The organism is Pseudomonas jessenii (assembly GCF_002236115.1).
In the GTDB taxonomy this organism is placed as follows: domain Bacteria; phylum Pseudomonadota; class Gammaproteobacteria; order Pseudomonadales; family Pseudomonadaceae; genus Aquipseudomonas; species Aquipseudomonas jessenii.
On sequence record NZ_NIWT01000001.1, the window covers coordinates 256,710 to 280,550 of the forward strand.

Here is a 23,841-nt window from a genome sequence, read left to right on the forward strand (position 1 = left end):
GAATGTTCATGATCAAAGGCGGGGATTATCGGTTTTTACGCAGCACCAGCCAATGCCAGGGTTGCCTGGGCATATTTTTGTCGTGGAATCAGCAGTTTTGCCGGGGCCTGGGCCAGTTGTTCGGCCAGGGCCAGTGCGGCGCTTTCCGCAACGCCGTAGCAACCGGTGCGCTCAAACGCGATTTGCGATTGATGGCTGAGTTGCGGTTCATAAGCGGCCAGTTGCTCACTGCTGAAATACGTCAGTTCCAGGCCGAGTTGCTGAGCCAGTTCGATCAGTGCAGGTTCGTCGCGCTTCGAATCGATGCTGGCCAGCGCCTTGATTTCATGACGAGCTATCTGGTGCGCCTCCAGCGCCTGATCGAGCAGCGCCAGCAACGTGCTGACGGGGCAGCCCCGTTGGCAGCCCAGACCGACCACCAGGGTCGGCGCTGTGCTGACGTCAGTCATGCGTTGTATTGACCATCGCTTTTGCGACGGAACAACCAGGCGCTGATCAGGCCCAGGGCCAGCCAGAATGCCACGTTGGTCAGTTGCGAAGCGATTTTGAACCGGGTTTCCAGTGCCTCTGGAGCAAGCATCGAATGCACCTCCGGTTGCGGCGCGCCAATCACATGGGGGACGGCGAGGATCGCCGCGCCGAGGACTTTCATCAGCCAGTGACGGCTGAACACGATCAGCGCAATACCGACGGCGGTGGAGGCGGCGGTCCCGACCCACCACAGTTGCCGTTGTGCCAGGTCGGCGGCGGCAGTGCCTGGCAATTCAGGTGGCAGGCCGAGGGTCGGCGCGAGCACGAAGGTTGCGTAACCGGCCAGGCCCCAGAGCAGGCCTTGAGAGGTTTTGGTCGGCGCACGCAAGGTGTACAGGCCGGCCAGCATCAGGGCGAAACCGACCGCCACCACCAGGTTGCCACCGGTGGTCGACAGCACGCGCTGCCAGCCGTCTTGCGGCTCCCAGGCTTGTGCATCATGAGTGTGAGCAGCCATCGCACCGTCGGCGTGTTCATGCATTTCAACAGCGGCCGGTTCGGCTTTTTCGTAGGTCTCGGCCTGCAAAATCAGCGGGGCGACCCAGAAACTTTGCAGCAGGGTCAGCAACAGGGCGGCCAGCAGCCCGGTGAAACCTGCGGTTTGCGCAATACGCTTGATCATGTCGACAGCTCTCAATGGCACGGGAACGCGGAGCTGTGGCGGGTATCGTGGGCGGCGTTGTGCACCGCTTCGATGTGCGAGAAGCCGGCGAAATACACAAGGCACGCGCCCAGGATCGACGCGCAGACGGCAGCGGCCAAACGTTGGGTCAGGGTTGAGGTGGTGCTTGCGGCTGTGTGTTCGGCGCTGCTGATGATCGACATGGCGTTTCCCTCTGGTCTGTCAGCGGGGAATAAGAGCGCATGCAAAACCCCGCACGACCAGGCGCGCAAGGTTTCAAACAGCGCCCGCCCACCGCGGGTTTGTTGGTTCAGTGATCGTACTGGTCACTTTGTGTTGCGGGCCGGTCTCCGGGCTCACGAGGGGCAAAGGCTTGCGCCTGGACCTGAAAGCATCACCTTCCCATGCCGCAGTGGCACAGTGGATCTGACGCTTCGCTCGCTTACCGTTGCGGGGGCAGCACCGGACTGACATGGCTTAAGAGTAAAGCACATGATTCACCGGTTTCCCGTTTCACCCTGTGAAGGGCACCCGTAACAAGGTGTGTAGGAGAGCATGGGCGGGGGTTGGGCGTCAATTGGCAGGGGTTCTCAATTCGGAACCGGGTCGACCCGATCGCGAGCGAGCTCGCTCCTACATTTGACCGCATTTTTCTCAAAGAACCCCATCCCCTGTGGGAGCGAGCTTGCTCGCGATGGCGTCGTTACAGGCGCTACAGAACTCAGCATGAACATTGACCCGCCCCAAGACCATGCGTAGCCTTGCGCTTTCGAGGTTCTTCGGCGTTTGTCGAAGCTAAGAAGGGAACGCGGTCAATGCCGCGGCTGCCCCCGCAACTGTGAACGGTGATGTTCGTTGCCACGCCACTGCTGACTCAATTCATGAGGCCGGCGGGAAGGCGCAGCGAATGCCAGGCTCAAGCCCGGCACACCGTCAGCCAGGAGACCTGCCTCGTCACAGATTCTCACTTTCAACCGGGCGGGGTGATCCGGTGGCGAACTCTTCAGGCACGCGCGTGCGCGTTGCCGGTCGTCGTCCCGTATGCCCGCCAGCTTAGCCATAGGGCATCCGATGAAAACACTGGCCAAACTCCCCGTCACCATCGTCACCGGCTTTCTCGGCTCGGGTAAAACCACGCTGCTGCGCCACATGCTCGACAACGCCCAGGGTCGCCGCATCGCGGTGATCGTCAACGAATTTGGCGAGTTGGGCATCGACGGCGAAATCCTCAAGCAATGCTCCATCGGTTGCACCGAAGAAGAAGCCAACGGCCGTGTCTATGAACTGGCCAACGGCTGCCTGTGCTGCACCGTCCAGGAAGAATTCTTCCCGGTGATGCGCGAACTGGTGGCCCGTCGCGGCGATCTGGACCACATTCTCATCGAAACGTCCGGCCTGGCGTTGCCCAAGCCGCTGGTGCAGGCCTTCCAGTGGCCGGAAATCCGCAGTGCCTGCACGGTGGATGCGGTAATCACCGTGGTCGACAGCCCGGCCGTGGCCGCCGGCACCTTCGCCGCGTTCCCGGATCAGGTCGACGCCCAGCGCAAACTCGACCCGAACCTGGACCACGAATCGCCGCTGCACGAACTGTTCGCCGACCAATTGGCCAGCGCTGACCTGGTGATCCTCAACAAAACCGACCTGATCAACCCGACGGACCTGGCCCGCGTGCGCCTGGAAGTCGCCGAGGAATTGCCGCCAGCGGTGAAAATCATCGAAGCCAGCAGTGGTCGCCTGCCGCTGGACGTGCTGATCGGCCTCGGTGTCGGCTCCGAAGAACACATCGACAGCCGCCACAGCCACCACGACCATCATCACGATGGCGACGACGAACATGATGACCACGATCACGACGCCTTCGATTCGATCTCCATCGAACTGCCGCAAGCCGACGAAAGCCTGCTGCTGGACGCGCTGACCCAGTTGGTGGTCCAGCACGGCATCCTGCGCGTCAAGGGCTTTGCGGCGATTCCGAACAAGCCGATGCGCCTGCTGATCCAGGGCGTGGGTACGCGTTTTGACAAGCATTTCGACCGCCAGTGGGGCGTCGAAGAAACGCGAGTCACCCGTCTGGTGCTGATCGGCCAGGAACTGGACGCCACTGTTCTCGAAGCGCAATTGCGCGCCGCGCTCAGCGTGTAAGCCATGCACCTGCTCAGGACCCAGCCCGGCGGTTTCGTGTCGGATGACAACATTGCCGACCTTGGACAAACCCCTGCCGAGCTAGTGGTCCTGTGCAGCGGCGATTCCAGCCTGGCGCTGCTCGCCGAAGCGGCGCAGCAGTTGCCCGACGATTACCCGAGCGTGCGCCTGGCCAACCCGATGCAGGTGCAGAACCATGCCTCGGTTGACCTGTACGTCGATGAAGTCTTGCGCCACGCCAAGGTCATTCTGATCTCGCTGCACGGCGGCATCGCCTATTGGCGTTACGGCATCGAGCGTCTGGTCGAGCTGTCGCAGCGCGGCGTGCAACTGATTCTGGTGCCGGGTGATGATCGCCCGGACCCGGAGCTCAGCGACTTGAGCACCGTCGGTGCCGAGGATCGCGACCGGCTCTGGCAGTTTCTGCGCCAGGGCGGCATGGGCAACGCCCTCGACTTCTTCCGCTGCCTGGCCAACCGCTGGCTGGCGCGTGATTACACCTGGGGCGAACCGCAAACCCTGCCACGCACGGCGATTTACCATCCGCACAAACATTCTGCCGCACTGAGCGACTGGCAGGCCGACTGGCACGCCGATCAACCCGTGGCGGCGGTGCTGTTTTACCGCTCGCATTTGCAGGCGGCGAACACCGCTTTCATTGATGTTTTTTGCCAACGGTTGCAGGCAGCGGGGTTGAATCCGTTGCCGATTGCGCTGGCGAGCCTGAAAGAACCCGGCTGCCTTTGCGTGGTCGAGGACTGGCTCGACGAGGCCTGCGTCTCGGTAATTCTGAACACCACCGGCTTTGCCCAGTCCAGCCCGGAAGCACCGCATCTGCGGCCATTCCGCCGCAATATTCCGGTGATCCAGGCGATTTGCGCCCAAGACAACGAACCGGGCTGGCGCGCCAGCGAACAGGGGCTTGGCCCCCGAGACCTGGCGATGCATATCGCGTTGCCTGAGCTGGACGGGCGCATCATCAGCCGTCCGATCAGCTTCAAGGACCTAGCGTGGCGGAGTGAGCGTAGTCAGTCGGATGTAGTCTGCTACCGGCCACAACCGGAGCGCATGGACTTCGTTGCCGAACTGGCGCGGCGCTGGGTCGATCTGGCGCGGGTGCCCAATGCAGAAAAACGCATTGCCTTGATTCTCGCCAACTACCCGACCCGCGACGGTCGCATCGGCAATGGCGTCGGCCTCGATACCCCGGCAGCGGCGTTGAATATCCTGCGGGCGTTGCATGCCGACGGTTATCCATTACCGGCTGAGTTACCAGACAGCGGCACCGCGCTGATCCAGCAGTTACTGGGCGGCGTCAGCAACGACCTCGATACCCTCGACCTGCGTCCGTGCCAGCAAAGCCTGGGCATGGATGATTATCTCGTGATGTTCAACGCCCTGCCTGAAGCCAATCGCGCGGCGGTGCTCGAACGTTGGGGGGCGCCGGAAAACGACCCGATGTGGCGCAGCGGGCGGATGATGATCGCCGGCCTGCGTTTTGGCCTGACCTTCGTCGGCATTCAGCCGGCCCGGGGTTATCAAGTCGACCCGAGCGCGGTGTATCACGATCCGGACCTGGTGCCGCCCCACGGCTACCTGGCTTTCTACTTCTGGCTGCGCAACACCTATGGCGCCCACGGCGTGATCCACGTCGGCAAACACGGCAACCTCGAATGGCTGCCGGGCAAGGGCGTGGGGCTGTCGGAACATTGCTGGCCAGACGCTTTGCTCGGGCCGCTGCCGAACATCTATCCGTTCATCGTCAACGACCCGGGTGAGGGCGCCCAGGCCAAGCGGCGGACCCAGGCGGTGATCATCGATCACCTGATGCCACCGCTGACCCGCGCCGAAACCTACGGCCCGTTGCGCAACCTCGAACTGTTGGCCGACGAATATTACGAAGCGCAGCTGCTCGATCCGCGCCGCGCCCTAGAGTTGCAGCGCGACATCCTGCAACTGGTGCGTGACACCCACATCGACCGTGAACTGCAACTGGACGAACAACTCGACAGCGATGCCGATGCGGCGATCTGGTTGCCGCGACTCGACACTTACCTGTGCGACTTGAAGGAGTCGCAGATCCGCGACGGCCTGCATGTGTTCGGCGAATCGCCCACCGGGCGATTGCGCATCGATACCTTGCTGGCGCTGTTGCGCATTCCACGGGGCGATGGCCGGGGTGCGCAGTCGAGTCTGCTGCGGGCGCTGGCCAAGGCCTTCGGACTAGGATTCGATCCGCTTGATTGCGCCTTGGCCGAGCCGTGGATTGGACCACGACCGAATGCCTTGTCGTTGATCAGCACTGAACTGTGGCGCACCACCGGCGATACCCGCGAACGCCTCGAACTGTTCGCCACACAACTGATTTCGCAGGCATTAGCTGACCCCTGTGGGAGCGAGCTTGCTCGCGATGGTGTGTCAGTCGACACCAATGTGGCTGACACACCATCGCGAGCAAGCTCGCTCCTACAGGAGGCGGGTTGGTCTGAGGTGCAAGCCATCCTCGACAGCCTGCGCGAAGTGGTCGCGCCAAGGCTGGACGCCTGCGGCCCGGCGGAAATGCGCGGATTGCTCGACGCGCTTGGCGGTCGCTTCGTCCCGGCCGGTCCCAGCGGCGCGCCCAGTCGTGGTCGTCTTGACGTGCTGCCCACCGGGCGCAACTTCTATTCGGTGGATGTACGCAACCTGCCGACCACCACGGCGTGGCGCATCGGGTTCCAGTCGGCCAACCTTATTCTCGAACGGCACCTGCAAGACCACGGCGATCATTTGCGCCAGCTCGGCTTGTCGGTGTGGGGCACCGCAACCATGCGCACCGGTGGCGATGACATCGCCCAGGCGATGGCGTTGATGGGCGTGCGTCCGGTCTGGGCCACCGGCAGCCAGCGGGTCGATGATTTCGAGATTCTGCCGTTGAGTTTGCTCGACCGCCCGCGGGTGGACGTGACCTTGCGTGTGTCCGGTTTCTTCCGTGATGCCTTTGCCAATCTGATTCGTTTGTTCGACGCGGCGGTGCAAGCGGTGGCCGATCTCGATGAGCCGGACGACCTGAACCCGTTGGCGGCCAAGGTACGCGCCGAGCGTGCAGCCTTGCTGCAGGCGGGGCTCGATGAAGACGCAGCGCGACGTCAGGCCGGCTGGCGGATATTCGGGGCCAAACCCGGTGCCTACGGCGCGGGTGTGCAAGGCGCCATCGACGGTCGCCTGTGGCAGAGCCGCGAGGACCTGGCCGAGGTCTACCTCAACTGGGGTGGCTACGCTTACGGCGGTTCCGACGAAGGCACCGCCGCCCGCGAACAGTTCAGCCAGCGCCTGAGCCAGGTACAGGCGGTGCTGCAAAACCAGGATAACCGCGAGCACGATCTGCTCGACTCCAACGATTACTACCAGTTCCAGGGCGGCATGCTCGCGGCGGTGGAGAGCCTGAAAGGCGAGGCGGCGGCCAGCTATCATGGCGACCACAGCCAACCGGACCTGCCGAGGATTCGCACCTTGAAGGAAGAGCTGAACCGGGTGATCCGCTCCCGGGCGGCCAACCCGAAGTGGCTCGAAGGCGTTAAACGTCACGGCTACAAAGGGGCGTTCGAAATGGCTGCGACGGTCGACAACCTTTTCGCCTTCGACGCCACCACGCAATTGATCGACGATCACCAGTACGCGTTGCTGGCCGATGCCTATTTGCTCGATCCGGGCACCCGGGATTTTGTCCGCGAACACAATCCCCATGCCTTGCGCGACATGACCGAGCGCATGCTCGAGGCGCAACAACGGGGAATGTGGAAGGAGCCCGGCGAGTACCGCGAGGCGCTGGAGAATCTGTTGCTGGATATAGAAGAAGATGGCTGACGCACTTAAACCTGTGGGAGCGAGCTTGCTCGCGATGACATGCGTTCAATCGACAAAAATGTTGCCTGACATTCCGCCATCGCGAGCAAGCTCGCTCCCACAGGGATTGGGGCGCCTGTAAGATCACCGACCATGACCGAGATAGAACAATGACCGACACCCCGCATTTCCCGCTCTGCGCCGTGGTCGGCGCCGACGATTTGAAGCTGGCCCTGTGCCTGACCGCCATCGACCCGAAAATCGGCGGCGTCCTGATCGAAGGCCCGCGGGGCATGGCCAAGTCGACGCTGGCCCGCGGTCTGGCGGATCTGCTGGCCAGCGGTCAGTTCGTCACCTTGCCGCTGGGCGCCACTGAGGAGCGGCTGGTCGGCACCCTCGATCTCGATGCGGCACTGGGCGAAGGTCGCGCACAGTTTTCCCCCGGCGTACTGGCCAGGGCTGACGGCGGCGTGCTCTACGTCGACGAGGTCAATCTGTTGCCCGATCACCTCGTTGACCTGCTGCTCGATGTAGCCGCCAGCGGCACCAATCTGGTGGAGCGTGACGGCATTTCCCATAGGCATTCGGCAAAATTCGTGCTGATTGGCACCATGAACCCGGAAGAGGGAGAACTGCGTCCGCAATTGCTTGACCGTTTCGGTTTGAACGTCGCCCTCGTTGGTCACACCGCGCCGGTCGAGCGCGGTCAGATCATCCGTCGTCGCCTGGATTTCGACGCCGACCCGCAAGGTTTCTGCGCCGAATGGGAATCCGCACAGGCGACTCTGCGTGACCGTTGCCAGAACGCACGCAATGCACTGGCAAGCATTCCCCTCGACGACCAGGCGCTGGCACACATCACTGAACGTTGCTTCGCCGCTGGCGTCGATGGTTTGCGCGCCGATCTGGTCTGGCTGCGCGCTGCCCGCGCTCACGCTGCCTGGCGCGGGGCGAACGCCATCGCCGAGGAAGATATCGACGCAGTCGCCGAGTTCGCCTTGCGCCATCGCCGTCGCGAACATTGCGCACCGACGCCTCAGTCATCCCAGGCGACGCAACAATCGGTGCCGCAGCACGCCAACCCGGGCGAAGGGCAGGGCCAGTGGGGCGAGTTGCCTGCCCAGGCGCTGGCGGTCGGTGCTCGACGTGAAGTGCCGAGCTGGCCAAAAAAGCCCTAGGCATTCGCCCACGCTCCGATGCGGGGGCGAATGCCAGACCCCGAGCCGGGCGGCTGGACCACGGCAAACAGGGTAAGCGTCATACGGCCCGTAGCGGCTCGGTCAACTGGCCTGGCACATTGCTCAATGGCCGACCGCGTCAGCGCGACGACCTGTTGTTTCAGCTGCGAACTCGCTCGCCCCACGAACTGTGGCTGGTGATCGTTGATGCCTCCGCATCGACCCGCCGTCATCAGGCATTGAGCGATGCCAAGGGCTTGCTGGCGCAGTTGTTCGACGATGCCTATCGCCAGCGTGCGCGTCTGGCGCTGCTCACAGCCAGCGGTGCTACACCGAAGTGGCAGGTGCAGGGATTGAAGGCCTCGACCGGGTTGCGCCATTGGCTCGATGGCCTTGGCGCCGGGGGCGGCACGCCGTTACTGGCCGCGTTGGGCGAAGCGGGGCGATGGCTTGGTGCACGGCAAAAACGTTTTCCGGCAGAGCAGCAGCGGTTGTTGCTGGTGACCGATGGACGGCTGAAGGACTGGCCGTTGTTGCCCGTGCTGGAGTGCCCGGGGGTGCTGATCGACATCGAGCGCGGGCCGATCCGACTCGGGCGCAGCAGGGTGTTGGCGACGCAGTTGCAGGCCGAGTATCGGCACATTGACGAGCTGCTTCCTGGCTGAAGTTTACTTTGTCTGCACGGGCCTCATCGCGAGCAAGCTCGCTCCCACATTGGTCCGGGTGAACACAAAGTCTGTGAACACCGAATGATCCCTGTGGGAGCGAGCTTGCTCGCGAAAGCGGAGGGTCAGTCAACATCAATTTCGGATTACTTGCCCATCGCCTGCCGATACTGCCGGGTGCGCTTGCCAATGTATAACCGGTCGAGAATCAACGCCCACAACGCCGAGACTTCAGGCCGGGTTTTGCGTCCACGGCTCAAGCGATGCAGCTGGAATTTGACCACCGCCATGCTCGCCAGCGCCGCCAAGGGCTTGCGTTTCCAGCGGATCGGCGGCAGTTGCGGATGTCTGTCCTGGCCTTCGCGCCAGTGCTTGACCAGGTGTGGTTCCACAGCGAGCGCGGTGCCGATGCCGGCCATGGCAAGGCCGCTGTCGAGGACCTGTTCGACGATTGCCAGACGACGGATCCCGCCGGTCACCATCACCGGCATCCGCGCCACGCTGGCCAGTTCGCCGGCCATTTCCAGAAAGTACGCCTCCCGCGCCAGGGTTTGGCCGTCGCGCGCCTCGCCTTGCATGGCAGGTGCTTCGTAACTGCCACCGGAGAGTTCCAGCAGGTCGATCGGTTGTTCGTTGAGCCACTGGATCACTTGCCGCGCATCATCGGCATCGAAACCACCGCGCTGGAAATCTGCTGAGTTGAGTTTTACCGACACACAAAATTGCGGCGACACCGCTTGGCGAACCGCCTCGACGACGGACAACAGCAGTCGCGCACGATTTTCCAGGGATCCGCCCCATTGATCGGTGCGCCGATTGGTCAGCGGCGAAAGGAACTGGCTGATCAGGTAGCCGTGGGCGGCGTGGATCTGCACGCCGGTAAAACCGGCTTTCTCGGCCAGTGCGGCGCTGGTGGCGAAACGTCGGATCACCTCCTGGATGTCGTCCGCGTTCATGGGTTTGGGTTCGGCGAACATCCTCGAGAACGGGCCCAGATCCAGCGCAACCGCCGACGGCGCCAGAGCTTGCTGGCCAAGGTTGGCCATGGTCTGGCGGCCAGGATGGTTGAGCTGCACCCAGAAATGCGCACCGCCGGCCCGACCAGCGCTGGCCCACTGGCGGAAGCGCTCCAGGTGGCGCTCGTCTTCCAGCGCTACTCCGCCGGGACCGGTCATGGCGCGACGGTCGATCATTACATTGCCGGTCAGCAACAAGCCGGCCCCGCCCTCGGCCCAGGCCTGATACAGACGAAGCAGGGCCTTGTCGGGTACTTGATCGGTATTGGCGAGGTTCTCTTCCATCGCGGCTTTGGCAATGCGATTGCCGATGGTCTGGCCGTTGGGCAAATTCAACGCTTGAAAGGGCGACATGCTTGGCTCCTCGTAGTGATGAGCAGAGGCTAACCTTAAAGTTAACTTTAATGTCAAGCAGATAAATGGGCCCGCAATGAAGATCGGTGAATTGGCGCAGTTGAGCGGGTTGACCGCATCGCGGATGACCCATGGCAAGGCGCAGTTGCCGGGTTGGATCGACACCCTCCAGGCCCGGCCCGAAGGGGGATTTTTACTGTTGAGCGGGCAAAACAGTTTGAGTGACAGGGTAGGCAAAAGACTCAGTGTTATCGATAGTCGCAAAAACGGTTTGCTCCTCTCCCGGCTTTATGGGAGCAGAAACGTTTCGTAAGAAGCTGATGTATCGGTCTGGCCTCCAGCGGGTTGTACTTAAACCCATGAAAGACGGGAGCAAGGTAGCCCCAGTATAAAATTCCCCAGGTAAAACAGAGAAAATGGTGGTAACGGAGGTTTTGATTGGAAAAAAGATCGCGCCGGGATAAGTGCCACATAACGGATAGCCCGGAGCTCCTTGTGAACATTTTGACGGTGGCTCCTGGCCGACTACCAGTTTGGTGGGCGGTGAACTTACACCCGTTACCACAACCGAAAATGAAATGCCCTTGCCTGGCAGGTTTTGCAGATTCAATTGTGACATCGTGAAGTTACCGTTAGACAGCGTGGATACCTGCTTCAAAATGACGTCATCGCTGGTTTTCGCCGTTACCATGAACGGGCCTGTAGCCGTGGTCCCAACGATCGTGCCCGAGATGGATGTGGCACTTTTTGAAAGCGGTGTCGTAATGCAAACTTCAGGGCCATTCTGGCCGATGTACTTTCCATTGACCAAGCTGCTGCACTCTTCGCTGACCGTGGAAACAGTCGCGTCCGGATCAATATTGCAACCCGTTAAACCCATCCCCAGCGTCGCGCAAACAAATAAAGTTCTCGCCGTATTCATGTTCGATCCCCTTTGGTTTCGATAGTCAGATGCGGCGCCAGTATTTCCTTGCCTGCTCAGAAGCGTCTACTGTCATATTTGACAGTAGCAAGCAGATTGGTCGGGTTTAAACAGATCTTTTTTCGATGGCACACATCGCTCGGTTAGCGATGAGGAGGCGCTTTGCAGTAGGTGGGATAGATAGCTTTATTGATGAAATGTGTAGCGATCCTTCCCGGTATGTTTTGACTCATACAAGGCCGCATCGGCCTTGATCAGCGCCTGGTTCAGTGTGTCACCGTCGAGCACCCGGGCCAGGCCGATACTGATGGTCACCGGGTGTCGAGTGGGTTGCTCGCGTACCACCCGACACAGGTCGCCGGCCAGCGTCTCGACGTCTTCGCGGCTAACCCCGGCCAGGTAAATCGCGAACTCCTCGCCACCCAATCGCGCATATTCGTGGTGGGCCGTCACCGACTTGATGTCCTGCGCGATGCGCTTGAGCACCTCATCGCCAATGTCGTGGCCGTAGACGTCGTTGACCTTCTTGAAGTTGTCGATGTCGATCATCGCCAGGTAGTGGTCGTTTTCCCGCGGCACGCTGTTCAACTGCAGGCTTGCGCGGGTCATGAACGAACGGCGATTGGGGATTTCGGTGAGGGTGTCGATGTAGGCCTGGTCCAGCAGCAGCCTGGACATGATGAAGTTGTTGAGCTTGGCCTTGTGCAGCGTCAGGAAGCTGTAGAGGGTCAGGCCGCAGATAAATGTCGTGTAACTGAGGGCCATCACGCCCCCCAGTTCAAACTGTTCGATACCGGTGTTGTAGAAGGGATTGAGAAACCACCAGGTCACCAACTGCGCGGCAAAGAATGACCAGCGGCTCAGCGGCAACACCGAGGCTGTGAACAGGGTGGTCGAAGCCGCCAGCAACAGCCAGGCCGGTTGGTGGTCGTTTCCCAGGCCTTCGATGAGCAGCCGCGTGCCGAAGGCAATGGTGAGCACAAACAGCAGGTTGAGTTTCTGGAAGTGCCGGGCGTCGCGGATAAACAGCAGAATGATGACAAGAATCGTGAAGACCCCGAAGAACACCAGCGAGCGCCAGGTGAATGGCTGCCCGCCGATGAAACTCAGGATCAGGTCGTAAGCAACCCAGACCACAATGCTGGCGATGTAGATCAGTACGCAAAATGTGTGCAGCCGATCGAATTCATGTTGGAGGAACTCGGCCTTGAGCTCAGCCGGCGCCGATTTTTTCAGCACTTCGTCTTCAATGGTTTTGTACATCGCCGACCTTGCCCTTGTGCTGGTTGTCGAGAATCACCTTGCCCCAGGGTCGGTAGCGCAGGGAGAAAACCGATGTCGGGTGGCAACCCGGTGAAGAGGTTTGTGGCGGCATCGGTTCGGCACGGAAGGGTTGTCCGGCAGCGCTGACTTGCCGGAAGGCTTCCCTGACGATGCCGATGGAGCAGGGCAGCGCATTGGCGTAGCCATTGCGAATCAATGGTGGCAAGCGTCCGGTGCCGGCACCGTCTTGCCACCACACCTGGATTCCGGCGTTCGCCAATTCCCCCAGCCATTGGCCATTCACTTGTGGCGCGAGTTTGCCGACGTTGAACACGCTGATGTGCAATGGTGCGTCGAGCTTGCCGGAAAAATCCTTGAGCTGGCGTTGCAATCTTTGTCGGCGATCCAGCGCCAGAAAGTGCAGGTCATCCAGTTCCATGGGCAGATACCAGCCGCTGACGGGGAGTTTCCAGTCCTTGCGCAGTTTCTGCTGCCGGGCCAGCGACTGCCCTAGTTGCGTCTGCCAGTACGTTGCCAGCCCGGCACTGTCAAGCTCATTGATACGCTGGTAATAGGCCGGGTCCATGTACAGGCCCAGCACCAGTTTCAGGCCTTGGGCCTGGGCCTGTTTCAGGCTGCGGGCAAGCCAGCCGTCGGCACCGCCGAAGTCCGAATCGCCGTAGGCCGTCCACTGTACGATCACCGTGTGCACGCCCTGGCGGGCGCTGTCCTGCCAGATCCGCTGCCATTGCGCCTGGCTCAGGTTGGCATCGACATTGAGCGGTTGATAGAAAATCTGTTCGTCGGCATGGGTCGCCGCGGCGCCCAGCAACAGGCACAAAGCCAAAAGAAGTCGCTTCATCAGAAATTCAACTCCACGCCCACCAGCACGCCGTTGCCGCCTTCATACAGATTGCCACCCAACGCTTGTTGATACTCGGTGCGCACCGTCAAGTGCGCGCGATAGGCGTTGTAGACATCGTCGTCGAACCACCATTGCCAACGCAGGCCCAGACCGGTGCGCAGATCCTGGCGCCAGTCGTTGCTCGGGTCCTGGGTCGCGAATTCGAGAAAGCCGTACGGCATGATCGTTTGTGCGCCGTTGAACGGAAGTTTCCAGGTGTGCCCTTGCTGGAAGCGCGACAACCATTGATGGTCGCCGGCCTTGGTCCACCACGCCGCGTCGAGGTAGAGGAAGCGCTCCTCCCAGTCGCTTTCATCGACCCGCCAATCGTTGCGGAATCGACCCTGATCAAGGAACGACGCGGTTGTCCGCAGCAGGTAGTCGGTGGTGGTGTGGCCATCATTGCGGTGATCCTCGGCCTGATCGGACACCTTGTCGGGGACCAGCATCTGGCCGAGGCTCAGGCCATGGTTGTCCTGATCATCGAACTGGCTTTGCTTGTAGATCTCACCATAGAAGTTGATGTTGGCGGTGCCCCAGGGCTTGTAGCGCAGGCCGACGCCGGTACCCAGGGATTCGGCATAGCTCGACCGGCCCACGCCGCCAAGCAACACGCGGCCATAGACCGACAGCGTGCTGCCGGCGCGGCTGGGTTCATCGCCCAGTGCGTGGTCCCACATGGCCAGTTGCACGTTCTGTGAACTGGAGCGTCGCTGTGTGCCGATGCTGTCGTCGGGACGCAGGATGTCGTTGGTCGATATCCCGGCCGGTGACCAGGTGCTGGCGATGGTGACTGTGTCGCGACGGGACAGGCTTTCGTGGGCGCGACGCTGGCGATAGCGGCGCGCTTCCATGCTGCCATCCTCGTCATCGGCGGCCACCGGGTTCTGCTCCAGATCGATCACCCGGCGCAGTTCCTTGCGCGCCGAAGCGCTGTCTTCGACCTCGTCATAACGCCAGGCCAGGGTTTCGCCGAGGCGATAGTCTTCCGGGAAATCCTGGGTGGCGCGTTGCAGATACGGGATGGAACCGGCGCGTGCTGCCTTGGTCTCGGCACCGGCCAGGCGCACGCCGTAGTCGGCCCGATAACGGGGATTGTCCGGTTCGCGGCGCGCCGCTTCGGCAAGCCATTCGGTACTTTGTTGCAGGTCGCCGGCCTTTTGCGCCGTGACCGAGGCCGCATAGTAATGCTCGGCATCCGGTACCAGCTGCAGGGCGGACCGCTGGCGTTGCAGCGCGAGGGTGTGATCGCCCTGGGCATCGGCAATCGCCGCGCCCAAGGTCCACTCATTGGCACCACGGGTGCGGCTTAGTTGCCAGTAGCGTTCAGCTGTTTGCGTGTCGCCGATATTCAGGGCGCCGCGGCTGGCGGTGAGGCGGGCATTGTCGCTGAGTTCGGCATCTGGAATGCTGCGCCAGATGGCCAGGGCACCGGCCGAGTCTCCGGCCGCCTCCAGGGCGTAGGCGAGTGGCAGGCGAGTGTTCTGGTCACCCATTTTTTCGGCGGTCTGGTAATACACTACTGCTTCGCCGGGGCGCTCGGGCATTGCACAACGGCCGAGGGCGCGGTAGTCGCCCGCAGCTTGCGGGAGATCACCGATGGCCTGTTGAACCGCGCCGCACTGGCCGTTTTCCGCCAGTTGCGCCAGCAGTTGCCCGCGAGTGGCGGGGTCGACGCGCTTGAGCAGCGAAACAATGCGTTGCTGTTGTGCCGCGGTCGGTGTCGACGCGGCATACAACCCCGCCAACCTTTGCAGCAGGGGCGTCGGCAGCTTGCCGCCGTGGCGGTCGAAGGCGCTCTCGAGCAACTGTTGCGCATGTTCACGATGGCCGGCATTCAGCGCCAGGTAGGTAGCCTGGTTGAGCGAATCGAGGTTGCCGGTCTGCTGGTAATGCCGCTCCCAGAATGCCGTCGCTTCGGTATCGTGATCCGATGCCTGGAGCAGTTCAGCGCGGCGTTTGACCACGTCGGCGGTCTGCGGCTGGCTGGCGAGGTAGGCCATGACTTTGTCGCTGCGGCCTTCCTCCTGCCAGACGTCGAGCAGGTGTTCGCGGCGTCGCGTGTCCCAAGGCTCCGGTAGACGGGTCGTTTGCAGCAGGTCGGTGGCTTGCAGGCGCTGGGCGAGGACCAGCCAGGCCTGCGGGTTTTCTTCGGGTTGGCAACTTTTCAATTGGCTCAGCGCAGCTTGCGGATCACGACGCGACAGCCAGTCGGCGGTCTCCAGGCATGGCCGCTGCAACTCACCACTCAAGCGTTGTACCGTGGCGCTGTCGCCGGTTTGCCGCGCCAGTTCCCACAGACGCTGGCGTTGCGCCGGGTCGGCAAGATCGGCAGGCGGCAGCGATTGCATCCAGCGCTGCGCCTGCTGGACCTGGCCCATGGCAATCGCCCGGTCGACCATGGCCAGCCGGGTCTTGCGCGCGGCTTCCGGGCTTGGCGCTGTTTGCAGCAGTTGCTGCAAGGATTGCTCGTCGAGGCGTTGCACGTAGGCGTTGGCCAGGCGTTGCCAGCTTTGGGCATCGAGTTGTTGGTTAGCGGCCAGTGGCGCCAGTTCCTTGATGGTGCCATCCCAATCGCGCAGTTGCTCGGACCAGTTGGCCCGGGCCTGTTGCAGCGCTTGCTCATCACCCTTGGGTGGCAGTTGCGCCAGCCAGTCATGGGCCGAGGCCGCGCCGCCGCGCTTGGCCAGGCTCGCGCTGTAGGCCTGCCACAGGCGCACGCGATGCTCCAGATTGCTGGAGGCTATCCATTGCTCCACCTGTTTTCTGTCCGGCGGATCCTGTTCGATCCAGGCCAGGCGCAAGTTGAGCAGGCTATCGCTGTTGGACGGGGTATCCGGCAGCGCTTGCAGGGCATCTTCGTAGCGTTGCTGCTTGACCAGCGATTGCACCAGTAACGCCCGTGCTTCATCGTTTTGCGGCACTTTGCTCAGCAGGTGGCGCATCAGCCGTTCGACTTCCTTCCAGTTGCCATTTTTCGCTTCGCGGTAACTGCGGTCCATATAGGGGTAACTGCGGAACTGATCGAAATCGGTCAAGGGTTCGGCTTGCACCCACGCCGTGGTGTTCAGGCAGAGCAACAGGCTACCGGCCATCAAGGTCTGACGATGGACAGGCTTCATGCGGCCTCCCGGGCAATGCAGTACGCTGCGTGCTGCTCGCTCGTCTGATCGACCAGGGCCTGTTCGAGGATTTCCTGTGTGATCATGCCGCGTTCAATCAAGTGTTCACCGAGAGACATTTTTTCCGCATCGAAATCGATCAGCGCCTGATTGAACAGGGTTGGCGGCACCATGCCGCGTACTTGCAACAGATTGCCCAGCAACACTTGGTGATGGCTGACGCGCTCAATCAGGTCTTCGTCGTCCTGATTTTGCTCAAGCACCTCAAGCATCTGATGCACTTCCTCGCTTTGACGAGGGCTGGCGTACCAGTAGCGGATCCCCAGCGTCACCCGGCCTTGTGGTGCAAGGCGGCAACGCACCGGGCGTTTCAGTTGACGGCTGATGGCGCCCAGGGACACTTGGCTCACCGGACCTTCGGAGGCCAGCACCAGGGTTTCGTTCTCCTCGGCGACCGGCAACACGCCGTAGTGTGTAGCGATTTTGCGCGGCACGGCGTCGATCAGGCGTTTGTCGAGCTTGAACGGATTGAGTGGCGCCCATTCCAGGTCCAGTTGTTCGGCCAGGGCCTGCACCAGTTGCGTGGTGTCGATGTGCCCGCGCAGCAGCAGTTCCTGACCCAGGCGTCGGCGTACCGGGTTGGTGATCGCGGCTTCGAGTTGATCTTCAGACAGCAGGCCTTTTTCCACCAGGCGATGGCCCAGCGGGGTGCGCTGGGCTTCAGCCAGGGCCGGAAACTCATGGGTGGTCTTGTCCCAGGCGACGCGACGGGAATCGCCCATTTCCATCACCTGGCGCAACGCCCGAACGTTGGCGAAAAAATTCACGAAATTGCTCCACACCATCCGGGGCGCCGACAGCAGTCCTTCGCCGAGTCCGTAAAAACGGGTGACAAACCAACCGCGCTGGAATAGCCGGTTGAGCAGCATGAAGCCATTGAGCCACAGCAGGCCCGCCAACAACGTGCTGTCAGAGAGGATCGACGGGAACCGCCAGGCGTTCGGCGCGATCACGGTGACCAGCCACATCGCCAGCAACACCACCAGCAGTATGTTCACCAGGAAGCTCAACAGGTACGCAATCAGGCCACGGCGGTCGCGCCACAGAAAATAATTGAGCAGGCCTTTGCTGCTCCAGCCCAGATTCTTGGTGCCCTGGAACACGATGCCGACGATCCAGCGCGACTTCTGCCGGATCGCGTACTGCAAGTCACGGGGAAAGTGCTCGCGCACACAGATCACCTGGGAAAAGGCGCGGTCCATGCCGAACACCCATGGTTGTTCCAGTGCCAGTTTCGGGTCGGTCACCGAATAGCGGGCAAAGATGCACTTCATGCCTTTTTGCTTGAGGCGGAAACCGATGTCGTAGTCTTCGGTGAGGCTCTGCACGTCGAAGGCGATACCGTCACCGTCTTCGAGCAGGGCACTGATGGCCTTACGGCTGAAACAGGTGCCGACCCCGGCGCTGGGCACTTGCCCGGTCAGTGCTTCACGCACGATGACGTCCTTGCCATGGTTCTCGGCGAACTCGTCGACGTAGTGCCCGGCAGTGAAGCCATGCCATTCCGGCGCGTAGGGATAGACCGGAATCTGGATCAGGTCCTTGGCCGGCAGCAGGTAGTTGAACAGGCGCAACTCCATGGGCGAAATCACGTCCTCGGCATCGTGCAGGATGAAGCCGGCGAACTGGATCTTTGCATCGTTTTCAAAGCGCAGGATGGCGTCGATCACGTTGTTCAGGCAGTCAGCCTTGCTGGTAGGACCGGGACGGGCGCACACCACTTTGTGCACGTTGGGATAATGCAGGCACACCGCATCGACGTCGGCCTGGGTCTCGGCGTCGTTGGGGTAGGTGCCGACGAAAATCTGATAGTTCTCGTAGTCGATGGTCGAGGCGGCCAGGCGCGCCATTTCACCGACCACGCCGACTTCGTTCCACGCCGGCACCATGATCGCCAGGGGTTTTTCGCCGATGGAATACAGCCGTTGCTCATCGGCTCGGTCGAATTTTTCATAGATCCGCCAGCGCCGGATCAGCTTGCGGGTCCAGTACACCAGGTCGATGAACAGGTCATCGAGGCCGAGTATGAACATCAGCAGGGCCAGGGTAATCGCGAGGTATTTGAGACCGAACAACACATAGGCAAAGAAGTCGACAAACACCAGGCTCATACGGCTTTACCCGCCGTGCGGTGTTTGAGCCAGATGCCGAGGCGATTGGCGATGCGTTCGCTGGCGTGTCCGTCGCCATAGGGGCTATGGACCCGGCTCATTCGCTGGAAGGTGGCTTCATCATCGAACAACAGGCTCGATTCCCTGACGATGCGGTCGGTGTCGGTGCCCACCAGCACCACGGTTCCGCCTTCGAGCGCCGATGGCCGCTCCGTGACATCGCGCAGCACCAGAAGCGGCTTGCCAATGGCCGGTGCTTCCTCCTGGATGCCACCGGAATCGGTGAGAATGAAATAGGCGCGGTCCATCAGCCAGACGAAATGCTGGTAATCCTGCGGTGCCACCAGATAGATATTGGGTTTGTCCGAGAGGACGCTGTAGACCGCCTTTTGCACCTGCGGATTGAGGTGCACCGGGTAGACGAATTGCGCATCGGGATAACGTTCGGCAAGGGTGGCCAGAGCCAGGCAGATGTTGCGAAAGCCGCCGCCGAAATTCTCCCGGCGATGCCCGGTGATCAGCACCATGCGCCTGTTGTCGTCGAGCACCGCCAGCGGCGAGTCGGCGGCCGGGTGCCAGTGGATTTCCTGCTGGTGTTTGCGCATCCATACCAGCGCATCGATCACCGTGTTACCGGTGACCTCGATGTTGGCCTTGGACACACCTTCGCGCAGCAGGTTGTCCTGGCTGATGGTGGTCGGCGCGAAATGCAGGTCGGCGATGACACCGGTCAGGTGCCGGTTGGCTTCCTCAGGCCAGGGTGCACGCAAGTTACCGGTACGCAAACCTGCCTCGACGTGGCCGATGGGTATCTGGCGATTGAAGGCGGCGAGGGCGGCAATGAAGCTGGTGGTGGTGTCGCCGTGTACCAGCACGATATCCGGATGCACCCGCTCGTAGGCTTTGTCGAGATGCCCCAGCAATTGTTCGGAGAGACCGTTGAGGGTCTGGCCCTGGGTCATCACCTGCAAGTCTTCATCGACCGTCAGCTCGAACGAGTCGAGGACCTGCTTGAGCATTTCCCGGTGCTGGCCTGTGGAGCAGATGTTCAGGGTTATACCTGGCCAATTGCGCAGGACCCGTGCCAGGGGGGCCATCTTGATGGCCTCCGGACGCGTACCGAAAACCATCATGACTTTAAATGACATCAACCCTCCTGGGACCGCGCACGCCGAACACGTCACGGCTGCTAAAACCGGTAATTTCCTGGACATAGAATAAAGCAGTCGGGTGGGCGGTTGTCCAATGAAGCTGCTCTGAGTCGCGGGTGTTGCTTCGAGTGGGGTCATGTGCACCCAATTGAGAACCAGATACCCGTCCCTCTGATTCAAAACAAATTTCAATCCCTCTCACATTCCCTCCACATCCTGTGGCACACTTTCTGCCGCTTATTCCGTTATTGCACAATTAATTCCGCTATAGCGGAACAATAACTTCCAGTCAGGAGAAACACCCATGAGCATTACTCGTTACGGCACCGGCAGCACCGCCGGCGGCGGTCAGCCTCGTCCATTCGCCCGCGCTGTCGAAGCCGATGGCTGGCTGCACGTGTCCGGCCAGGTGCCGGCGCTGGATGGCGAGATCATTGTCGGTGGTATCGTCGAGCAGACTCACCAGACCATGAAGAACCTGATCGCTATCCTTGAAGAGGCCGGTTATGGCCTCGAAGACGTGGTGCGCACCGGCGTGTGGCTGGAAGACCCGCGGGATTTCTGGAGTTTCAACAAGGTGTTCTCCGAGTACTTCAAGCCTGAACATGCCCCGGCGCGGGCCTGCGTGCAGGCGAACATGATGGTCGACTGCAAGGTCGAGATCGACTGCATTGCGTACAAGAAAAAGGCTTGAACCGAGTCGCGCCCATCGCGGGCAAGCCACGCTCCCACAGGTTTTTGTGCTGCCACAGATTGCAGACACACCACCATTGCCTGTGGGAGCGGGCTTGCCCGCGAAGGCGGCCTAACGGTCAGCGCGGCACACTGGGTAAACTCCAGGCGACCATGAATGGGAACCACTGAAATGACCGAAGACACCATCAAGCGCCGGGCACGTGGGCTGGACCGGGCGTTCGATATCCTCGATTTCCTCAAGGAGATCGGCCAGCCCCTGCGTCCGAACGACATCGCCAGCGGCATCGGCAGCCCCAAATCCACGGTCTACGAACTGGTGGCCTCGCTGCTGGAACGACGCATCCTGGAGCCGGTGGGCAAGGACGGTCATGTCTACCTCGGTCGCCAGTTGTACTTTCTCGGGCAGGCACACCTGCGACATTTCGACCTGACTCGCGAGGCCGATCACGCCTTGCAGGAAATCGTCAGCCAGACCCGTGAAACGGCGCAGATGTGTCTGCTCAACGGGCGCAAGTACACCGTTGCGCTGATGAAGGAGGGGGAGCGGCATTTCCGCATTTCCTCGGACATCGGTGAAAACGCGCCCATCCCCTGGACCGCATCCGGGCGCTTGCTGCTGGCGCACCTGAGCGACCAGGCAATCGTCGACCTGATCGACCACGACGACTTCATCCTGCCCAATGGCGAACACTTGCCGCTGGAACAATTTCTCAAGGAAATCCGTCAGGCCGGTATCGATGGTTTCTTTTCCTTCGATAGCGTCGCCGACACCTTTACCCATTGCTTCGCCGCACCGGTCAAAGACCCCAACGGCGTGGCCATCGCGACCCTGTGCATCGTCGCCCCCCGGGCCGATGCCAAGAACAACTACAACGACTACCGCCGGGTGCTGATCGAAAGCGCCAATAGCCTGGCCCGTCGCATCAACGAATAACAGCGGCTGCCTGCGGCCGCGTGAACGAGGAGTTCGACCATGTCTTCTGCCCCCAATACCGCCGCCGTGGAAAAAGGCACCGCACCCAAGGGCGCCAGCCTGGTGCGTGACGTCAGCCTGCCTGCGCTGGTACTGCACCGCGAGGCGCTGGAACACAACATTCGCTGGATGCAGGCGTTCGTCAGCGACAGCGGAGCGGAACTCGCGCCCCATGGCAAAACCAGCATGACCCCGGCGCTGTTCCGGCGCCAACTGGACGCCGGTGCCTGGGGCATCACCCTGGCCAGCGCCACCCAAACCCGTGCGGCCTACGCTCATGGTGTGCGCCGGGTGCTGATGGCCAACCAGTTGGTCGGTACGCCGAACATGGCGCTGATTGCCGACCTGCTGGCCGACCCGACGTTCGACTTCTATTGCATGGTCGATCACCCGGACAACGTCGCCGACCTCGGCGCCTATTTCGCCTCCCGTGGCGTGCGTTTGAACGTCATGATCGAATATGGCGTGGTCGGTGGTCGCTGCGGTTGCCGCAGCGAGCAGCAAGTGCTCGACCTGGCCAAGGCCATCGCCGCGCAACCGGCGCTGGCCCTGACCGGGATCGAAGGCTACGAAGGGGTGATCCACGGCGATCACGCGGTGACCGGTATTCGTGATTTCGCCGCGTCACTGGTGCGCCTGGCGGTGCAGTTGCAGGACAGCGGTGCCTTCGCCATTCCCAAGCCGATCATCACCGCGTCGGGTTCGGCCTGGTATGACCTGATTGCCGAGTCGTTTGAAGCACAGAACGCCGCCGGGCGTTTCCTCAGCGTGCTGCGTCCCGGCAGTTACGTGGCCCATGACCATGGCATCTACAAGGAAGCGCAGTGCTGCGTACTCGACCGTCGCAGCGATCTGCACGAAGGCCTGCGTCCGGCGCTGGAGGTGTGGGCGCACGTGCAGTCGCTGCCGGAGCCGGGGTTTGCGGTGATTGCCCTGGGCAAGCGCGACGTGGCCTACGACGCCGGTTTACCGGTGCCATTGCTGCGTTACAAGGCGGGCGCCGTGCCGGCCAAAGGCGATGATGTGAGCGTCTGCAAGGTGACTGCGGTGATGGACCAGCATGCGTTCATGACCGTGGCACCGGGGGTTGATCTGCGGGTGGGCGACATCATTTCGTTCGGCACTTCGCACCCGTGCCTGACGTTCGACAAGTGGCGTGTCGGTTGCCTGGTGGATGAGCAACTGAACGTCATCGAGACGATGGAAACCTGTTTCTAAGGGTTTGAGATCGAGTTGCGGCCATCGCGAGCAAGCTCGCTCCCACAGGGTTTTGTGTACACCGAAGATCCAATGTGGGAGCGAGCTTGCTCGCGATGAGGTCAAACCAGACAACACTGAAACACCAGAGACCCCACAACAATGAACACCATCAACACCCTGGGCCCCAACACTCCACGCATCGCCCTGATCGGCGAGTGCATGATCGAGTTGCAGCATCGCGCCGACGGCAGCCTGCAACAGAGCTTCGGCGGCGATACATTGAACACGGCCGTGTACCTGTCCCGGGAACTGGGAGAGGACGGCTCCGTGGACTACGTCACCGCCCTGGGCGATGACAGTTTCAGCGACGCGATGTGCCAGAGTTGGGCGGCGGAAAATATCGGGCTCGCCATGGTCCAGCGTCTGTCCGGACGCCTGCCGGGTTTGTATTGCATCCAGACTGACGCCGCCGGTGAGCGACGCTTTCTGTACTGGCGCAACGAAGCGGCCGTCCGCGATTGCTTCACCACCCCGGCCGCCGCGCCGATTCTCGCCGCGCTGCCAGATTATGATGTGCTGTACTTCAGCGGCATCACCCTGGCGGTACTCGGTGCGCAAGGTCGGGAAAAACTGCTGGAAACCCTGATCGAAGCCCGCCAGCGCGATGCGCGAATCGTGTTCGACAACAACTACCGGCCACGGCTGTGGGCATCGGTCGAGGACGCCCGGGCGGCATATCGCAGTGTGCTGGCGTATGTCGACCTGGCGTTGCTGACGGTGGATGACGAACAGGCGTTGTTTGGTTATGCCGATGGTGACGCGGTGTTTGCCGCGTATGAGCAGATCGGTACGCCGGAAGTGGTGCTCAAGCGCGGTGCACAAGCGTGCCTGATTCGTTGTGATGGAAAGTCGTTCGAAGTGCCGGCGCAGAAGGTCGAGCGGGTGGTGGACACCACGGCGGCGGGGGATTCGTTCAGCGCGGCGTATCTGGCTTCGCGGCTCAAGGGCGGCAGCCCTTCGCAAGCCGCCGAGGCCGGGCATCGGTTGGCGAGCCGGGTGATTCAGGTGCCGGGGGCGCTGATTCCCAAGTAAAAGTTGAATGGCCG

18 protein-coding genes and 2 riboswitches are annotated in these 23,841 nt (G+C 61.7%); of the genes, 8 read left to right on the forward strand and 10 right to left on the reverse strand.

Features of this window, described 5'->3' with window-relative positions:
• Positions 1-35: 35 nt before the first annotated feature.
• From PSJE_RS01135 to PSJE_RS01145, 3 genes are read right to left on the reverse strand one after another with little or no spacing between them, the layout of a single operon-like run.
• Complete coding sequence (locus PSJE_RS01135) at positions 36-449, reverse strand: cobalamin biosynthesis protein (RefSeq protein WP_057714561.1); 414 nt, start codon at positions 447-449, stop codon at positions 36-38.
• Entirely contained in the window at positions 446-1,153 is a 708-nt protein-coding gene (locus tag PSJE_RS01140; RefSeq protein ID WP_090455650.1) for a CbtA family protein, read from the reverse strand. The genes PSJE_RS01135 and PSJE_RS01140 overlap by 4 nt, the downstream gene beginning before the upstream one ends.
• Before the next feature lie 11 nt (positions 1,154-1,164).
• Positions 1,165-1,356, reverse strand: a complete 192-nt coding sequence (locus PSJE_RS01145) for a CbtB domain-containing protein (protein ID WP_057714565.1) — start codon at positions 1,354-1,356, stop codon at positions 1,165-1,167.
• Between the two features lie 121 nt (positions 1,357-1,477).
• Positions 1,478-1,703: riboswitch (cobalamin riboswitch) on the reverse strand.
• Positions 1,704-1,908: 205 nt separating this feature from the next.
• Positions 1,909-2,121: riboswitch (cobalamin riboswitch) on the forward strand.
• A 103-nt stretch (positions 2,122-2,224) separates the two neighbouring features.
• Here PSJE_RS01145 and cobW point away from each other — a divergent pair.
• The 4 genes from cobW (at position 2,225) to PSJE_RS01165 (ending at position 8,963) form a co-directional block, all read left to right on the forward strand.
• Positions 2,225-3,295: a cobalamin biosynthesis protein CobW gene (gene cobW, locus PSJE_RS01150; RefSeq protein ID WP_090455648.1), complete on the forward strand. Its 1,071-nt coding sequence runs from the start codon at positions 2,225-2,227 to the stop codon at positions 3,293-3,295.
• 3 nt (positions 3,296-3,298) lie between these two features.
• On the forward strand, positions 3,299-7,141 hold the full coding sequence (gene cobN / locus PSJE_RS01155; RefSeq protein ID WP_090455646.1) for a cobaltochelatase subunit CobN: 3,843 nt from the start codon (positions 3,299-3,301) through the stop codon (positions 7,139-7,141).
• A gap of 149 nt (positions 7,142-7,290) precedes the next feature.
• The gene (locus PSJE_RS01160) at positions 7,291-8,298 is read left to right on the forward strand and encodes a magnesium chelatase ATPase subunit I (protein ID WP_090455644.1); all 1,008 of its coding nucleotides are present in this window, start codon (positions 7,291-7,293) and stop codon (positions 8,296-8,298) included.
• Positions 8,299-8,417: 119 nt separating this feature from the next.
• Complete coding sequence (locus tag PSJE_RS01165) at positions 8,418-8,963, forward strand: vWA domain-containing protein (RefSeq protein WP_167362867.1); 546 nt, start codon at positions 8,418-8,420, stop codon at positions 8,961-8,963.
• A gap of 146 nt (positions 8,964-9,109) precedes the next feature.
• On the opposite strand, the gene PSJE_RS01170 is transcribed toward PSJE_RS01165, so the two are convergent.
• From PSJE_RS01170 to wecB, 7 genes are all read right to left on the reverse strand, one after another.
• A complete protein-coding gene (locus tag PSJE_RS01170; protein WP_090455640.1) occupies positions 9,110-10,333 on the reverse strand; it encodes an NADH:flavin oxidoreductase/NADH oxidase family protein in 1,224 nt (407 codons plus the stop codon).
• 193 nt (positions 10,334-10,526) lie between these two features.
• On the reverse strand, positions 10,527-11,255 hold the full coding sequence (locus tag PSJE_RS01175; protein ID WP_090455638.1) for a hypothetical protein: 729 nt from the start codon (positions 11,253-11,255) through the stop codon (positions 10,527-10,529).
• 186 nt (positions 11,256-11,441) lie between these two features.
• Positions 11,442-12,518 (reverse strand): GGDEF domain-containing protein, encoded by a 1,077-nt coding sequence (locus tag PSJE_RS01180; RefSeq protein ID WP_090455636.1) that lies wholly within the window; start codon positions 12,516-12,518, stop codon positions 11,442-11,444.
• Positions 12,502-13,380, reverse strand: a complete 879-nt coding sequence (locus PSJE_RS01185) for a DUF4434 family protein (protein WP_090455634.1) — start codon at positions 13,378-13,380, stop codon at positions 12,502-12,504. The genes PSJE_RS01180 and PSJE_RS01185 overlap by 17 nt, the downstream gene beginning before the upstream one ends.
• Positions 13,380-16,544: an NfrA family protein gene (locus tag PSJE_RS01190; protein ID WP_090455632.1), complete on the reverse strand. Its 3,165-nt coding sequence runs from the start codon at positions 16,542-16,544 to the stop codon at positions 13,380-13,382. Before PSJE_RS01190 ends, PSJE_RS01185 begins: the two co-directional genes overlap by 1 nt.
• On the reverse strand, positions 16,541-18,715 hold the full coding sequence (gene nfrB / locus PSJE_RS01195; RefSeq protein ID WP_090455630.1) for a cyclic di-3',5'-guanylate-activated glycosyltransferase NfrB: 2,175 nt from the start codon (positions 18,713-18,715) through the stop codon (positions 16,541-16,543). Before nfrB ends, PSJE_RS01190 begins: the two co-directional genes overlap by 4 nt.
• Positions 18,712-19,863 carry a non-hydrolyzing UDP-N-acetylglucosamine 2-epimerase gene (gene wecB, locus PSJE_RS01200; RefSeq protein WP_057714588.1) on the reverse strand — a complete coding sequence of 384 codons (1,152 nt, stop codon included), beginning with the start codon at positions 19,861-19,863 and terminating at the stop codon, positions 18,712-18,714. Before wecB ends, nfrB begins: the two co-directional genes overlap by 4 nt.
• 307 nt (positions 19,864-20,170) lie before the next feature.
• On the opposite strand from wecB, the gene PSJE_RS01205 reads away from it, so the two are divergent.
• The 4 genes from PSJE_RS01205 (at position 20,171) to PSJE_RS01220 (ending at position 23,827) form a co-directional block, all read left to right on the forward strand.
• Positions 20,171-20,560 carry a RidA family protein gene (locus tag PSJE_RS01205; protein ID WP_057714589.1) on the forward strand — a complete coding sequence of 130 codons (390 nt, stop codon included), beginning with the start codon at positions 20,171-20,173 and terminating at the stop codon, positions 20,558-20,560.
• Between the two features lie 171 nt (positions 20,561-20,731).
• Positions 20,732-21,496, forward strand: a complete 765-nt coding sequence (locus PSJE_RS01210) for an IclR family transcriptional regulator (RefSeq protein ID WP_090457890.1) — start codon at positions 20,732-20,734, stop codon at positions 21,494-21,496.
• A gap of 39 nt (positions 21,497-21,535) precedes the next feature.
• Positions 21,536-22,753, forward strand: a complete 1,218-nt coding sequence (locus tag PSJE_RS01215) for an amino acid deaminase (protein ID WP_090455628.1) — start codon at positions 21,536-21,538, stop codon at positions 22,751-22,753.
• Between the two features lie 141 nt (positions 22,754-22,894).
• A complete protein-coding gene (locus PSJE_RS01220) occupies positions 22,895-23,827 on the forward strand; it encodes a sugar kinase (protein WP_090455627.1) in 933 nt (310 codons plus the stop codon).
• Positions 23,828-23,841: the final 14 nt, after the last annotated feature.